The organism is Alistipes sp. An66, assembly GCF_002161445.1.
GTDB classification, from domain to species: Bacteria; Bacteroidota; Bacteroidia; order Bacteroidales; family Rikenellaceae; genus Alistipes; species Alistipes cottocaccae.
The window spans coordinates 422,185-439,318 of sequence record NZ_NFHT01000001.1 but is presented as its reverse complement, the minus strand read 5'-3'; the positions used below and the strand labels follow the sequence as shown (position 1 = coordinate 439,318).

The 17,134-nt window shown below is 55.1% G+C and carries 7 protein-coding genes; 2 read left to right on the top strand and 5 right to left on the bottom strand.

Annotation, left to right across the window (positions count from 1 at the left end; genetic code table 11):
* Window positions 1-41: 41 nt before the first annotated feature.
* The 5 genes from B5G16_RS01755 to B5G16_RS01735 form a co-directional block, all read right to left on the bottom strand.
* Complete coding sequence (locus tag B5G16_RS01755; protein WP_162612000.1) at window positions 42-4,082, bottom strand: hybrid sensor histidine kinase/response regulator transcription factor; 4,041 nt, start codon at window positions 4,080-4,082, stop codon at window positions 42-44.
* Window positions 4,083-4,106: 24 nt separating this feature from the next.
* The gene (locus B5G16_RS01750) at window positions 4,107-5,354 is read right to left on the bottom strand and encodes a DUF5017 domain-containing protein (protein WP_087260464.1); all 1,248 of its coding nucleotides are present in this window, start codon (window positions 5,352-5,354) and stop codon (window positions 4,107-4,109) included.
* A 23-nt stretch (window positions 5,355-5,377) separates the two neighbouring features.
* On the bottom strand, window positions 5,378-7,474 hold the full coding sequence (locus B5G16_RS01745; protein ID WP_087260462.1) for a RagB/SusD family nutrient uptake outer membrane protein: 2,097 nt from the start codon (window positions 7,472-7,474) through the stop codon (window positions 5,378-5,380).
* A gap of 18 nt (window positions 7,475-7,492) precedes the next feature.
* The gene (locus B5G16_RS01740; RefSeq protein ID WP_087260459.1) at window positions 7,493-10,798 is read right to left on the bottom strand and encodes a SusC/RagA family TonB-linked outer membrane protein; all 3,306 of its coding nucleotides are present in this window, start codon (window positions 10,796-10,798) and stop codon (window positions 7,493-7,495) included.
* A gap of 164 nt (window positions 10,799-10,962) precedes the next feature.
* Window positions 10,963-14,172, bottom strand: coding sequence for a glycoside hydrolase family 2 TIM barrel-domain containing protein (locus B5G16_RS01735; protein ID WP_087260457.1), 3,210 nt, complete (start codon window positions 14,170-14,172; stop codon window positions 10,963-10,965).
* 232 nt (window positions 14,173-14,404) lie between these two features.
* On the opposite strand from B5G16_RS01735, the gene B5G16_RS01730 reads away from it, so the two are divergent.
* Window positions 14,405-15,679 (top strand): DUF4861 domain-containing protein, encoded by a 1,275-nt coding sequence (locus B5G16_RS01730; protein ID WP_143260803.1) that lies wholly within the window; start codon window positions 14,405-14,407, stop codon window positions 15,677-15,679.
* A gap of 17 nt (window positions 15,680-15,696) precedes the next feature.
* Window positions 15,697-17,124, top strand: a complete 1,428-nt coding sequence (locus B5G16_RS01725) for a sialate O-acetylesterase (protein WP_162611999.1) — start codon at window positions 15,697-15,699, stop codon at window positions 17,122-17,124.
* Window positions 17,125-17,134 lie beyond the last annotated feature (10 nt).

Below are 17,134 nucleotides of genomic sequence, written 5' to 3'. Positions count from 1 at the left end.
TCCGGGTAATTCCGTCTCAATCGACCGGTCAAGACGTATTTTCAGGCATTTTTATGGAGGTAATCCGAAGGAGAGATACCATAGGTACCCTTGAAAACCTTACTGAAATAGGACGGATCGGTATATCCGAGTTTGTAGGCCACCTCGGAAACGGTAAGCCGGCCTTCACGCAACATATCGGCCGCAATATTCATCTTGATACTCACGATCAGCCTGTTCGGCGAAAGATTCGAAATAGCCTTTACCTTACGAAAGAACTGTGCCCGGCTGATGCCCATCTCCGGATAGAGATCATTGACCGAAAGGTCCGTAATCTCAACCCGTGACTTGATGAGTTCGACCAATTTTCGAAAGAAGGGGTCCTCGCTTTTAGTCTCTGCCGTGACTGAATCCGTCTGTTTGAGACTTGCCGAAAGGAGCTCCCGCAATCTCGCCCGATTGGCGATCAGACTCTCGATCTTTACTCGAAGTATTTTGCTACTGAAAGGCTTGAGCACATAGTCGTCTGCCAAGGCCTGGTATCCCTCTTCGATTTGTTCTTTCTCCGATTTGGCGGTCAGCAGAATCACCGGAATGTGGGCCGTTGTCAGCTCCTCCTTGATTCGGCGGCAAAGTTCGACCCCATTCATGTTGGGCATCATCACATCGCTCAGGATCAGATCCGGAATATGGGCCCGCGCCAGTTCGAAGGCCTCCACGCCGTCGGCCGCCTCCAGAATCCGGTAGTTTTTCTCGAATTTGCGGCGGATATAGTTCCGCAACTCCTCGTCGTCCTCTACAATAAGCAGAACAGGAGATTCTTTCTTCTCCACCTCCTCTATCAACTTTGGATCCTCTGCCGGAACCGGTTGGATCTCCTCCTTCCGTGAAATCGGCTGAATTGTCTCACGCAAATCAATATCCGGAACAGGGTACAACAACTCGTCGGGTTGGTAGTGTACATAGCCCAGCGGGAACTCCAGCACGAACCGGCTTCCTTCACCCTTCCGGCTCTCAACCCAGACCCGACCCTTGTGAAGAGTCGTCACATACTTGACAAGTGTCAGTCCAATTCCACTGCCAAAACTGCGAAGCCTGCGAGGCGTCGGGACCTGATAGAACGGTTCGAAAATCTTCTCCTGGTCAATTTCATCAATTCCTTCGCCGTAGTCCTGGACATAAATACGCAACAGCCCCTCTTCAGAGCAACAGGTTCCAATCTCGATCCGGGCATTGTCCGGAGAATGTTTGATTGCATTTGAAAGCAGATTCGCAACCACCCGGTCCAGCAGATCCGCATCGGCCCAGAAGTCATCCGGAAGATACCCCTCCTCCAGATCCAAACCAATACCGCGCTTATCGGCGGCCGTACGGAAATTCTCGAGCTCTTCGGTGAGAAACTGTCGGCAATCGATCTTCGTCAACCGCAGTTTCATGTTGCCGTTTTCGATCTTCCGGAAATCGAGCAGCTGATTGACAAGCAGAAGTATCCGATTCGCATTCTTATCGATCTGCCGGATCGGATAGACGAACTTCTCGGGCAGCGATTCGTCGCGGAGCAGATCCTCCGTGGGAGCCGTAATCAGCGTCAGAGGCGTCCGCAACTCGTGAGAGAACTGCGTAAAAAGATCAATGCGGAGTTTGTAGGCCTTTTCAATGTTCTCCTTTTCGAGTTGGTCGATCAGCCGCTTGTATTTCGACGCGCGACGGTCATTCAGATATTTGAAAATGAAGAACAACAGTGTCAAACTCAAAAATCCGTAAAAGATCCGGGCCCCCGTACAGAGCCAGAAAGGCGGCACGATGACGAAAACCTGTTTGGTAACGACGTCACTCCAATTGCCATACTCGTCCGAGGCCTTGATCTTCAACAGATGACGCCCGTAGGGAAGATTCGACAGAATCAGATCGTTTCGGTCCGTATAGTTCCAGTCGTCATCCACATCTTCTACCCGATAGGCATAACGGTAAGCCGACTGAAACAGGTAGTTTAACGTCGAGATCTTGATTCGGATCGAGGTGTTGGCATGCCGGAAGCGCACCCTAAGAAGCTGCTCCGGACTGTCATAAGTTGCCCGATCCCGATCATCCACCCCCTTCAATGATTCGATCGTAGACACAAAGACCCGGGGTGAATGTTCCCTGTAAGAGGTCAACTCCCGGGGTGAAAAAACGGCAAGACCACCATTTCCGCCAACATACATATTCCCATCGGAGGCCATCAGGATCGCCTGATTCGAATTTTCTCGAAGCGGATATCCGTTGGCCTGCGTATAGGAGACGACTGAAAGCCGTTCTGCATCAATGAACGACAGTCCTTTGAGCGTCGAAACCCAAACGCGGCCATCACCATCCTCGGCAATTCCATACACGGTATTATGCGGCAGTCCATTCTCCTCGTTGAACAGACAGGTCTTTCGCTTCCGACTGTCATACATGTAGAGGCCGGAATCATAAGTCCCAATCCAGATACGCCCCTGTCCATCCACGGCTATCTTGCTGATGTTGGCGTCATCGGGAATCGACGGATCTACTCGTTCAGTCTCGAAATATACGGGGGTTGAGCCTCGCTGACAGGGATATCTCCAAAGTCCGTTGTTCCGGGTTCCCACCAGCATGTCGCCATTCTTCTCACGACAGATATCCTGCGTGAGCATGTAACGTGTATATCCATTGTAGTTCGTCGACAGGTCGCGGGATATTGCTCCTGAACGGCGGTCGACCCGGCACAACTCATCGGCCGCAAACCACAGATTACCCTCCGCATCCTCCTCGATGGTCCGGATCTGAGAGGTCGACGAAATTCCCTCATAAACCTGAACAAGAGTCTGTCGATCGGGATCGAACGAAAAGATCCCGACATTGAGAATGTAAATCAGGATGGTTCCGTCGGACAACCCCGCGAGGTGAAACAATTCGCTTTCAGCCCCCTCTTTGTGAATGAGTCGGGTCAGATCGAGGTCTGAAATCCGCCCGTCGGAAAGATCGACTATCGAAATCCCCCGACGATAGCCGACGATCAACTTCCGATTCACCTCCACAAGATCCGAAATGACACGAACCGGATTGTCGGTCCCGTCATCCCGCAGGCGAATCAATCCGATTGAATAGAGGCGTGGATTGTAGAACGAGATCCCGTCCTCAAAAGTTCCGATCCACAACGAACCGTCACGATCCCGAAATATCGACATGATACGGCCCTGTGCATCGGGTTCACGCAGATCGCCCCGAGGATTGTGTTCAGAATAACAGGTCACAATGCTGTCCCGCGTATTGAAGACCATCACCCCGGCGTCGGCGGCCAACAACAGCGAGTCGCGATTGAGTTTGATCACGGCGTGCACCTGGTTGTTCCCGGACCATCGCTTCTCCGGGATTTTCACCTGCACTTTCCGGGTCTTTCCGGTATGAAGATCATAACGGAGCACATGTCCCGCTTCGACAAAAAGCCAGGTGGTCGCATCTCCGTCGTACAGGCAGCAGTTGACGGGATCGCGCCGCACATCGCCCCCGTATTCGGAGATCGGCCGCACCTCACCCGATTCGGTATCGTACAACAACAGGCCTTCGCCAATCACATCGAGAATAATATCGCTCCCTCCGCAGTGCGACATTGAATTGATATAGAGATTGCGGAACCGTTCGACCGGTTCACAGCGCTCTTTCCCGAAGCGGAAAAGTCCCCGCTTGGTTGCCACCCAAATCTCGTCATCCCCGGAAATCCAGATTCCCACAACCACGCCCACAGGCAGTTCGCCCGTGTATTGGCTTCGCAAGTCGACAAAAGTCCCCGTGTAGGGATTGAAGAGCGTGATGCCATTGAAGGTTCCGATCCACATACGGCCCCGACGGTCAGCCTGGATGCTGACGATATCATTCTTCTGACGCTCCCCTTCCTGCCGGTAGTGATAGGTTCTGAATTCGTATCCGTCGAACCGGTTGAGCCCGTTTTTGGTCCCGAACCACATGTAACCGATCGAGTCCTGATAGATGGCCTTGACCGAACTGTTCGAAAGTCCGTCGCTGACCGAATAGTTCGTGCTGCCACAAACCGGAACTGCGATCAGAAAAGACAAAAGCAGGGCAAAAAGGGATCTCATCATCTCGAACGGAGGCATTTCACGGTCCTAATCTATGACAATTATTTTAAATTCCACCACCTTTTCTGCCGTTTCGTTCCGATTCTGGTTATTGAGAACGAACGTCACCGTATAAAGGCCCTTGTCCAAGAATGTATGGCTGAAATTCCAGACCATGCTCATCGACTTGATTTTCACGTAACTGGAAACCTCGTCGCGGCTTACCTGGCGAACATGATGACGCCGTGAAACCAACCACGACTCGCTGGGCTGTTTTTTCATCGCATCGGTGGGCGTCGTGGCGATGACGCCGTTTCCGAGGTCGATATTCTTGTTGGGCTCCCAGACTTCTGTGTCATACGTACATTTGATATCCTGCCCCACGGCATTGGTCCGGACCCAGGGATAACCGGATCCTTCGCCGTATTTCAGGCCCATCTCCGCTACGTTCCATCGGTAGAGCTGCGAATTGGGAACCACCTCCGAGGTTCCTTCGGGAACGGTGGTCGAAGGGGTATACGAGGCCCAGCAGGCCGGAGTCTCATCGTTGGTAACCTTGAAACTGGAATCGAACGGCGACAACGCCTCAAAGATCGGGTGTGAGAGGCTCTTCTTGACCACGACCTCAGTGCCGTCGAGTGTAAAACTGTAATCGCGAGTCTCCACGTTCGAAACATCAAACTGGCGCAATTTCAAGCGGTTATATTGAGCCTCATTGCTCTTGGCCTGGATTCCGTAGACAACATACTCACCGGAGAGCCACTCCGTATAGTCATCCGTCAGCCCGCTTTCATTCTGAATGCCGAGTGTCGGATAATAATACTGCGTCACATCGGACGAGGTTCTGTTTCCGTCCCGCAGATCGAGTTCTCCCACATCGAGCCACGTTGCCTGCGAAACCGCCCGATCGGAATACTCTTCCAAATCGTGGGAGACCAAAAAGCGGAAGCGTGCACTCTTTTCAGCCTGTGGAGACGAAAGTCCCGTCCGGATGAGGATCGTAGGCTTCAGATCACATTGCGGATCGGCATACACACGATCCCGATAGCGGTACTCGTGTCCGATCTCACCGGAATAGAAAAGAATATTATCGACCAGATCGCCCCGAAAGGAGAAAGAGACAGGATCGTTCAGATGGGTGACATAAGCCTGATTTATCTCATCAAAGCGCAGGTCATTGTCAACCGAGATATCCAGATTGACTGCCGATATGGGATCGACATTATATTCGTCACTGCACGAGCAGCAGACGATGCCGGCCACTCCGGCACACAGAATATGGATCAGTGTTTTCATGGTTGCTTTTGCATGATTTTGGATTACCATCCGGGATTCTGATAGAACGTATCGGCCGCTAACCCCATTTCATCCGAAGGAATGGGCAGGATACTGTATTTGGCGTAATCGCTGCCCAACTTGTCGATGGCATAGTTGATATAGGAGTGGTTGGGATTGCTCTCAATCACCCGTCCGACAGCATTGTAGGATCCGACATAGGCATCCCAGCGGATCAGGTCCATTCGTCGGATTCCCTCGAAACACAACTCCCGGGAGCGTTCGTCCATCAACGTTTCCAGATCATAGGTTGCAAAGTCGACCTCGGGATTCGGCGTATTCACATCCACACCGTAGGCGCGGCGACGAACCTGGTTCAGGTATTCGAGGCCTTTGGCCGGATTACCCTCGCTGCCCATCAGATGGGCCTCGGCAGCCATGAGCAACACATCGGCAAAACGCAGTACGGGCAAATGGCATGCCGTCACCCACTGTTCGCGGATCGGCGGCAGATCGGTTTCGTATTCGCGGCGCCACTTTCCGATTCCCCGTTCGGTGACCATGGCAAAGCCCGTTCCCAGGTTGGCGGCCGACGGGTTGAGCCGCGTAACCGAAGTGACAACTCCGTCCACAACTTCGATCCGCACGCCGTCGTTCTGATTGCAGGCGTTGATCCGCTGCATGCCGGTCGTCGCATCGAGCGAATTGCCGGCCTTGTAACCGATGATACCACCCACGGACTTATTGAAGCTTGCCATGGTCTGCGGACGCGAGATGCGCGGAATCTCGACCGTAAAGGTCGTCTGCCCGGCGGCATTGGTGTATCCACTGCCCCCCTCCTCGAGTTGGATTGTCTTCAGGTTGCCCGACCCATAGGTCCAGGTCTCCCGATCGATGACCGGCAGAAAGACCGCCTCCCGGTCCCAGGTGATCCCCTCCGGCATGTAGACCTTGAAATAGGCGTAGCGGGTCGTGGCCGAATAGCCGTCGGCCAGCTCGTCGCTGCTGACATTCTTGTAGCAGAAGGTCGGAATGTTCCAGTCGCGGCGCAAGTCACCGGCCGGATAGGGTTTCGAATCCGACCCAACATACTTGTCGTAGAGGTTGTTCAGCGCCCGATAGGTCAGGTCGGCGTAGCCGATCGGCGAATTGGCCGTCCGGTCCGGACAGGGAATACCCATCTGGCTGCCCAGGCGCTGCGCCGTCTTGTAACGCCCACCCTGATACTCGCCCGAATTGACCGACTTGGCGAAGAACATGATCGACCAGATTCCCTCGGGGTTTTCGCTGTTCCAGGTGGCATCGCTGCGCATGTTGTTCACGAACAGACGCGCATAGGCCGGAAGCGTCTCGTTGTTCACCGTAAGCGTAGCTGTATTCAATCGGTTGGGACCGTTCTGGATGAACTCGTCGGCCCACTTGATGACGTCGTTGTACTTGTCCGTATCCTGGATGTCGGGATGCGAGGCCATGTACAGTGCGATGCGATACGAGAGCGCCTCGGCCGCCGACTTGGTGATGACTCCGCAGTTACCGGTCTGATCCAGGGACTTGAGCAACGGAATGGCATCGCGGCACAGATCGAGCGCATACTGGCAGACATCCTTGAGGGGAGCACGCTCCAACCCGGTATCGAGCCCCATCTCATAAGAGGCCACGCTTTTGATGGGAACCGGGCCGTAATTCATAGCCAGCGTGAAGTGGCTGAACGCCTTGAGCACCATGGCCTGTCCGCAAACATCATCCTTCTCGGTCTGCGTCATATCCGAAGCCGTTTCGGCCATCATGATGGCCGTATTGCAGAACTCGTTGATCTTATAAAGATTCTTCCAGAACTCCCGCACGGAGGTAGACGAAGGGACAATGTTATGGGCATTCGGTATGTTGTTCTGGTTGCTGACATTGTAACGGAAGGATTCATCGGTATCCATGCCGCCGATCTGCCCCCAATAGTATTCACCCATCACTTCGGCATAAAGCAACATGCTGTATGCAGCCGTGAGGTTTCCCTCAACCGTACCTTTCATACCCTGGTCGGCATAGACTGGTTTGCCGGGTTCCATGTTCAGATCCCACAGCGCATCGCACGCCGTCGAAGCCCCGGCTGCCAGGATCAGTATCGTTTTCAGAATAGCTTTCATTGCCGTAACATAATTGGTTTAGAAGGTGATGTTGGCCCCCAGACTGATAACGATGGCCTTCGGATACTGGGCGTTGTCAAGGCCTGCCGAGAGGCTCGTATAGGGAGACGAATTGGTGATCGTATTGTATCCCAATCCCTTGTAGTCGGCGGCATTGCCTCCGCCATAGAAGGAGTTGACCTCGGGATCCTGACCCGTATATTTGGTCCAGACAAAAAGATTCTGAGCCGAGAGATTCAGTGCAACACCCTGAATCCGCAGTTTGTTGAGCCATTTTTTAGGCAGTCGATAGCTCAACACCACGTTTTTCAAGCGCACAAACGATGCATCCTCGATCAATCGGGTTGAAAGACGTGCATAACTGATATTGCCTACATCACCCTTGGCCGTTGGGCGAAGCAGTCGCGGAATGTCCGTATCGGGATTCTCCGGTGTCCAATAATTCGCATAACCGGCGTATTGGTTCGAGTAACGGTTGTAACTTCCCGTCGATTCATAAACAGCCTTGTTGTAATTGATAAGTTTGTTGCCAAAACTATATTGCAGAAAGACGTTCAGCGACCAGTTCCCGTAGGTGAAGGTGTTCGAGAAGCCTCCGGTCAGCACCGGAAGCGGCGAGCCCAGAATCGTCCGGTCATTGTCGTCAATCACACCGTCGTCGTTTAAATCACGGTATTTCGGATCGCCAGGCTGTACACGATAACCTCCCGACACGGTTTTGAAGCCCACAACGTCGGGTTTAAGCAGATAATTGCCGTGCGCATCCTGTTCAAAATCATTAAGTTGATAGAGACCGTCGAAAACGAATCCGTAGAACTGCGACGAGGAGGCCCCAGCCTGCGCCAGCCAGATTTGATTAGGACTGAATCCATTGTATATATAAGTCATCAGATCGGCGCCACGCTCGAAACTCTTGATGCGGCTCTTCACGTAACTCAGCGTAAAGTCCGTCTTCCAGGAAAAACGTCCCTTTTTGACGTTGAGTGTATTGAGTGTGATCTCCAAGCCCTTGATACTCATAGAGCCGGCATTCTCAACCCGGGTATTGGCTCCGTTCATGTAGCCCATATAATAAGGCAATGACTTGGGAATCAGCATGTCGGTCACATTTCGTACATAAGCGTCGACACTCAGGTAGATCCGATCCTTGAAGAAGGTCAGGTCCAGACCGGCATTGAATTCGCGGGTCTTCTCCCACGTGAGCTCCTTGTTAGCGTAGAAGAACGGGACGACGCCGTATCCTGTCTGCTGCGAAAGAGCATCAGTCGGATACTCGTACATGTTGTCTCCAGCGTTGAACTCGATGGCATAGGCATAGTCCATGACGTTACGGTTGTTACCGACGGACCCATACGTCAGTCGGAGTTTTCCATAAGACATCACCGGGGTGATCCACTGCATGAAGGGCTCTTCGGTGAACCGCCACGCAAAAGCACCCGAAGGGAAGATACCCCACTGGTGTCCCTTGGCAAATTTCGAGGAGCCGTCGTCACGGATCGACGCCGTGAGCAGGTATTTGTCCCGGAACGTGTAATTGACACGCCCGAGCAGTGATACCAGCTGATTGGCCGACTTCTGGGACGTAATCTTGCCGTAGGGCGTTCCCAGATCGAGACGATCCATCTTCAGGTGTTCGAAGGCCTGCGGGATGTTCGAGACGCTGAAGGCATAGGGATTCCACTCACTGTACTGGTAGGTGAAACCGGCCATGACCTCCAGTTTGTGATCGCGGCTGAAGGTCCGGTTATAGCGCAGGATATTCTCGTTGAGCAGGCTTTTCACGTCGTTGACACTCCGGTTGGCGTTGATCCCCTTGGAGTTGACCATCACCCCGTTGTAGCGTTTGAAGATCATGCCCTGACGGGTCTGGCTGTTGTAGAACTGATCGCGACGCGTCGTGGTCATCGTCAGTCCGACCGACGGCGTGAAGGTCAGATGATCGGTGATCTTCCACTCAACCTTGCCACTGATCATCGTCTGCCGCTGAATGCGCTTGTCATACTCGTTCTCGGCCTGCTGGAGCGGCGTGATGAGTGCTCCGTAGTCGATGCCCGACTCATCGAGCGTCCCCTCGGCCAGCATTTGCTCCATCTCCTCGATGAAACTGTTCACATCGAGAAATCCCGTCGTAGGGAAGAACTGCCGCGCTTGGTTGAAGGCCGTATTGCTGCGCGTGACGGTCGACGAGTGGTTGGCCATGAGTGTGACCTTGAACCGCCGCCCGAACTGCTGCTCCAACGAGGCCTTCGCCGTGTAGCGCTCCATCCCGGTATTGATCACCAAACCGTTCTGATCCGTATACCCGAACACGGCGTTGTACTTCGTGCCGGCATTCCCGCCCGAAATATTGATGTTGTGGCTGTGGGAGAAGGCATTGTGGGTGATGGCCCGCTGCCAGTCGTTACCCTTTTCATCTCTGTAATAGTCCAGCGTCCGGGGGCGCACGCCGTTCTCGTCGGGCGAACCCAGATAGCGATCGCGCATGTAGGTGCGGTTCTCCTCAAGAGACTCCAGATCGAGTTGCAGCTTCACGTAGTCGTAGGGCGACATCATGTCGATGAAGTCGGGACGCAGCGAGACATTCACGTTGAAGTTGTACGATACGCGCGGCTGTCCAGCCCAAGCCTGCTTCGTGTTGATAATCACCACGCCATTGGCACCACGGGAGCCGTAGATGGCGATCGACGAGGCATCCTTGAGCACGTCGATACTCTCGATGCTCTGCGGATCAAGCGTATTGAGACTGAAGTTCTCGATCGGGAAGCCATCAATGATAAAGAGCGGAGCAGAATCCTGCGAAAAGCCGCCGCTGCGGATCGAGATCGAGGCCTCGGAACCGGGAGCCCCGTCCGTGGCCATAATGTTCAGACCGGCGATCCGGCCGCCAAGCACTTCCGAAAGATTCGCCGCATCAGTCTTCTGGATCGCCTCGACATCTGCCCGCCCCACGGCGCCCGTCAGATCGCGTTTGGCAACGGTTCCATAGCCGACCACCACCACTTCGTCGACGGCCTTCACCTCTTCGTCCAGCACCACGTCGAGACTCGTCCGGGCATTGACTGCCTCGTGCCGGGACTCGTAGCCCAGGCAGGAGAAGACCAGAATGCTCTTGCCCGTGACGGGCAGGGTGTATTTACCCTCCTTGTCGGTGGCCACGCCATTCGAAGGCTTGTTCTTGTCGTAGACGGTCACTCCCACGATCGGATTCCCCGAGGGGTCACGGACCACGCCACTCACCTTCCAGGAGTTTTGAGCTACTGCGGATTGAAGGGCAAAAGAGGTCAGAAAAACCCCTATTGCGATTTTGAGTAGTTTTAAAGTCATAGGTTAGAGATTTGAGTTAATAATCCGAAGTTGTGAAACAAATTTAAGGGTTGGCACGTGGATGAACCGGTAAAAAAATCGCAGATCCGACCATTTTCGTATCAATGTTCACAGGCTTCGGACAAGGAGAGCTCCCCAATGTTCGGGGAGCTCTCCCTCCGGTTTCAAAACGGGCACAAGGTAAACGAAATCCGGCAGGGCTCCGCCTTGAGCAGGTACTTGTCCAGCGGCGGCGGTCCGCAACTGCGGTTTCCGATCGGGTAGATCCGGCTGTCGATCCGCCACTCGATGTCGGGGATCCGCTCCAGCTGGCTTGCGTCCACGGCCCGCGTGAGATTCTCCTGGGTATAGTGCATGGCCGAAGTCTGGATCAGCCCCTCTTTCGAATAGACTCCGATACCGTTTCTCTCTTCCGTGAGCTGCGCCCAGCGACAGCCGTACTTGTTGCCATTGTCCTGCGGATAGACGTAGTTGACAAACTGCTCCTCAACCGGTCCGGAATAAATACCCAGTTTCACACCGTCGTGACGATCCACATAAGCCTCCTCGGGGCCGTAGCCATACCAGCTCATCGTCTTATAGCGTCCGTCGATGGTCAGCAGGTAACCCACGCGGGCGAACGAGACCCAGTCGTCTCCCTCCGGAGTCAGATCAGCGGAAAGGTCCACCGTCCCGTTGCGATGAATCGTATAGGTCTCGACATAATCCACCCAATTGTCATTGCCCGGGGCCTGGGCGCGTTTGCGGGCCGTCACAACCACCGCCCCGTCCCGTTCGGCCGTCGTCAGATCCAGCAACCGGTATTCGAGCGAATCCAGGCCGACTTTGGCCCACTGCTTGACGATCGGGCGCCGCATGCGGGGCAGATAGTCGCCGTCGTTGTTCAACGGCGCCCGCCAAAGATTCAACTGCGGGGCCGATTTCAGCAGCTCCCGGCCGCCGACACGCCACGAGGTCATCGTGCCCCGTGCGGCATCGAAACCGATCGTGAAGCCGCGGCCGGCAACGGTGACTTGTGCTCCATCCCGATCGAGCGTGAGCCGCCCCTTCGCGCGGAGTCCTCCGGCAAAGGGCGGTACGACCCGATCCTCCCGCAACATAAACTCCTCGAACGCCACCTCGAAGCCGGCCGGCGCCCAGATCCGATCAAAACGGGTTCTGGCCGAGAGCCGGAGCAGCAGTTCGCCGTCGTACCCGGCCGGATCGAACGGCAGCTTCAGCGTCACGGAGTCCTGCGGCGCACATTCAACGACGGGCCAGTCTCCCCGCGCCACCGTCCGTCCGTCCGAAAGCAGCTCCCACGCAAGCGCATAGTCGGAGAAATCCGTATAGTTATGATCGTTTCTGAGCGTCAGACGTCCCGCCACCGGATCGCAGCCAAAGAGGATCGGCTGACAAACCTGCTTGCACTCCAGAATCGACGGTTTGGGCCGCTGGTCAGCCCACAAAAGGCCGTTCGTAGCCGTCAAGGCTGTAAAGTAGGGATTTCCATCCTTATCGTAGCGGATCATGCTCTGGTCCTTCCAGTCCCAGATATACCCTCCGATCAGGCGGGGATATTTGCGGATGGCCTCCCAGTACTCCCGGAAGTTGCCTACCGAATTGCCTTTGGCGTGGGCATATTCGCACATGATGACGGGCCGGCTCTCAAAGGTCTGCGTCGCCAGCTCGATCACTCCCTCCACCGAAGGATACATCGTACTGATCAGATCGACAGCCATCGGTTCGCGCGGGTTAACCTTCGGACGATTCGTCAGCATGAAGTCACGACCATAGCCGTACTGTTTCGAACCTCCGTTGGCCAGATAGGCCTCAAAATGAATAAAACGCGTCGGATCGTACTCCTTGACCCATGCCGCCCGTGCCGCATGGTTGGGTCCGAAGCCCGATTCGTTGCCAAGCGACCAGAAAATGATCGACGGATGATTCTTGTCGCGGATCACCATGCCGGCAACACGTTCCATCTGGGAGTGGAGCCAAACGGGATTGTTCGACAGCTCGGCATCGGCCCCGCACGTCTCGACGTTGGCCTCGTCCATGACGTAGAGTCCGTACCGGTCGCACAGATCGTAGAAGCGCGGATCATTGGGATAGTGCGACGTGCGGACCGAATTGAAATTGTGACGCTTCATCAACTCGATGTCGCGGATCATCTCCTCCTTGGAGACGGTTTTTCCATTCCAGGCACTGTGTTCGTGGCGGTTGACCCCCTTGACGAATTCACGCTTGCCGTTGACATAGAGTTCACCGCCGATGAACTCAATCTTGCGGAAGCCGACGTTGCAGCTACGCGACTCAACCGTCGAGCCGTCGGGAGCAAGAATCGTCAACGTCAACTTGTAGAGATTCGGCGTCTCGGCGCTCCAGAGCCGCGGAGCCGAAACCGGGATCTCCAGATACTTGCCCAGATGGTAGTTGTGCTGATACTTCTCGGTGGCATATTTGAACAATCCGTCGCCCATCTCGGCCAGAGGCTCCTCGCCCTCACCGTATAGCCGTGCCCGGATCCGATAGCCGTCGAGTGTCATCCGTTCGGTGGAGGCTACCACGGGGCGAATACGCAACACGGCATCCCGGCAGGCCGAATCCAATTGGGTCTCAACGGCAAAGTCGCGGAGAAACAACGTTGGGCTCATCTCGAGATAGACCCCGCGGTAGATCCCGTGGAACCGCCAGTGGTCCTGATCCTCCAGGTAGGAGCCGTCGCTCCACCGCAGCACCTGAACCGACAGGTCGTTTTCGCCCGCACGCTTCACATATGACGTGACATCGAAGACCGACGGCAGGGCTCCGTCCTCGTTGTAACCGATCTGCACTCCGTTCAGATAGACGAAGTGGGCGCCGCGGATCCCCTTGAAGTGAAGCAGGATCCGATTGCCCTCCCACCCGTCGGGAAGCGTAAAGCGGGTCTTGTAGAGTCCCATGTTGTTCTTTTCACGGGGAACGAACGGCGGGTTAACGGGCCGGAACTCATAACCTCCGCCGCAATAGACCTGCTCGCCGTACCCGAGCGCCTCCCAGGTCGAGGGAACCCGGATACGGTCCCAATCCGCTCCGGCAGGCCGCCGAAAGAAGGTGCTGTCGTACCGGCTCCAGGATTCCAGAAACTTGAAGTCCCATTCTCCGTCGAGACTTTTGTACCGCGGAGAGGACTCAATATCGATTCCGAGCGCGCTTTGTTCATCAGGGAAAGAGATGGAGGTCGCCGCGTAGGGCTCCCGCTCCAGTGAGGTGATCAATGGATTCTCATAAACGGATTGAACGACGGTCAAAGGTGGCGTGTAATAGTTCTCCTGACCATCGAACGGCACCTGCGCCTGCGCAGACATGGCCATGGTCGTCAGTAGAATCGCACCCGAAAAGTGTCTCTTCATAATCGGTCGATTTTAGGTTTTCGTTGCAAAAGTAGCCATCAAAAACAAGAGACAAAGGTAGAAAAATCTCAAAATAACGAGATTTGTACCCCCGGAAAGGGGTGACATATACGGGAGAATCCACTCCTCTCCGGATTATTTTACCCGCAGATGAGACAAAAATAGGGGATAAAACGAGGGATTCAGCCTACCTTTGTATAACAAAACCCAAGAAAACTTACCCCTCCGAGCCATGAACCGCCTACTACCTTTCTGGGGGCTGCTGTTTCTAAGTGCCTGCACCTCCACGCCACGGGCCAAACAATTGATCCTGGAGAATCCGCTTTCATTCACTCGGGAGGACGAGTCCCTTGCAATCGCGTTCTCCCGATTGGGAGACTGCCGGAATGCCATGCCATTGCTGAAAAACGAACAGGGAGAGATCATTCCCTGTCAATTTGATGATCTCGACGCTGACGGCCACCCCGACGAGGTGGCATTCCTCTGTTCATTCGCCCCGCAGCAACGGATGACGATCGGCCTCGAATGGATCGACCCGTCCGAATACCCCCATTTCGCATCCCGTACGAACATCCGCTACGGGAAGGTCGGGGAAGACGGACATATCCACGAACAGACAAACGACATACACGGGAGATACGGCTTGCCGCGCGATGCCGCGACCTATCCCTATCAGATGGACGGCCCAGCCTGGGAGAACGATAAAATGGGGTTCCGCCACTATTTCGACGGCCGCAATTGTCGCGATCTGTTCGGAAAGCGAACTGAGAAAATGGTTTTGGACAGCGTCGGAATCAAGCCCGACGGGAAACCCGGAGACACCTATCATGTTTGGGCCGACTGGGGGCGCGACATCCTGAGTGCGGCCCAGTCGTTCGGACTGGGCGGCGTAGCCCTGCGCTCCGGTGAAGGATTGACCCTGTTGGGAGTCCCTGCCGAGTGTACGACCGACAATGTCGACTCCACCCGTTTCACGCTTCTCTTCGAGGGACCGGTCCGTTCGCGCTTTACCCTCGATTTCTACGGTTGGCACGCTGCAGGAGCAACAATCGGGCACCTGCATCAGGAAGTGACCATTTGGGGCGGATATTACGGGTATGAACAGATGATGACCGTTTCGGAACTTCCCGCCGGGAGTTCGCTGGTAACAGGAATCGTCGCCAGTCGAAACAGCCAGCCTTATGTCGAACACTCACACGAAGACCGACTGGTCTCGATGGCGACCCACGATCTGCAAAGTTACAACAAGGAGTACTATATCGGTATGGGGCTGATTCTGCCCGCAGAAAATGCGGCCGGATCGTTCCACAGTCCCGAAGAAGAGGGTGATCTGCGCAAAACATGGTGCATGGCACTGCGGCCCGATGCGAACGGGCGCTATCAATACCGGGTCTGCGCCGCGTGGGAGCATCGTGATCCCCGGTTCCGGGATCGATCCTACTTTCTGGACATGATCGACCGCTATGCGCAGGCTATCAACCATCCGATTCTCATACATATCCAATAAACCCAATGATGAAAACCATGAACACGAAACTCATTTCGACGCTCTCCGCATTTGCACTTTGTGCAGGTGCCCTGCATGTGAATGCCCAAGTGCAGATTGCCCCCATCTTCAAGGACAACATGGTGCTGCAACAGCAGACCGATGCTCCGATCTGGGGCCGAGCCCTGCCGGGACACACCATCTCCGTAACAGTCAGCTGGCAGGAGAATGCCATCGAAACGAAGGTCAGCAAGGACAGCACCTGGCGCCTGGTCATCCCCACACCCGGAGCCTCATACGATCCGCAACAGATCACAGTCAGCGCCGACGGCCGAAGCCGGACCTTCAGCAACGTTCTAATCGGTGAAGTTTGGCTTTGCAGCGGACAGTCCAACATGGAGATGCCCATGAAAGGCTACTCCTCGCAGCCGATTCTCGGCGGACAGGATGCCATCGTCCACTCGAAGAACGACTTCCTGCGCTGCTTCACCGTCGGCAAGGCAATGACTCTTCAGGAGCAGGAGAGCTGCACGGGGCGCTGGGAGTCAGCCTCGCCCAATACGACTGCAGAGTTCACGGCCACGGGATACTATTTCGCGCGCCTGTTGCAAGAGGTGCTCGATGTCCCGGTCGGCATCATCCACAGCAGCGCGGGCGGATCAGCCATCGAAGCCTGGATCCCGCATGAGGCCTTCACCCGTGAGTTCCCGAAAATCGCCATTCCAAACGACATCTCCCGAGAAAAGAAAAAAGTTCTTGTCCCGACCGTCCTCTACAATGCCATGATCCATCCCATCGCCGGATATGCCATCCGAGGCGCCATATGGTATCAAGGAGAAGCTAACGTAGGGAGATACCAGGAGTATCCCCGGATGTTTGCCGCCATGCATGATGCCTGGACCAAGCGTTGGGGAGGCAAACGATTCCCGATCTATCTGTGTCAGATTGCACCGTTCCGATTCAGCGATCAGGCTGGAAATGCCTTTCTGCGGGAGGCACAAATGAAAATTGCCCAAACCCAGCCCGACACGGGTATCGCTATTCTGATGGATACGGGTGAACAGAACTGCATCCACCCTGCCAACAAACAGGTGGCAGGCGAACGTCTCGCCTATATCGCACTGGCCCGCAACTACGGATTCCCGAATCTGCCCTACCGTGCCCCGGAATTCCGCCGTGCGGAGTACGCCGACGGCAAAGCCACCCTCATCTTCGATCATACGGGAAGCGGATTCACCTCGTTCGGGCAACCGCTGACCGGGTTCGAACTTGCCGGCGCTGATCGGGTTTTCCATCCGGCAACGGCTGCCATTGTCAACGGGAAGATTGTCGTGGAGTCGTCCCAGGTTCCGGATCCCGTAGCGGTGCGCTACGCCTTCAGGGGGTATATCCGGGGATCACTCTACGGTTCGAACGGACTGCCGGTATCGTCGTTCCGCTCGGACAACTGGGATGATGTCCGCTAACCGTCCGACA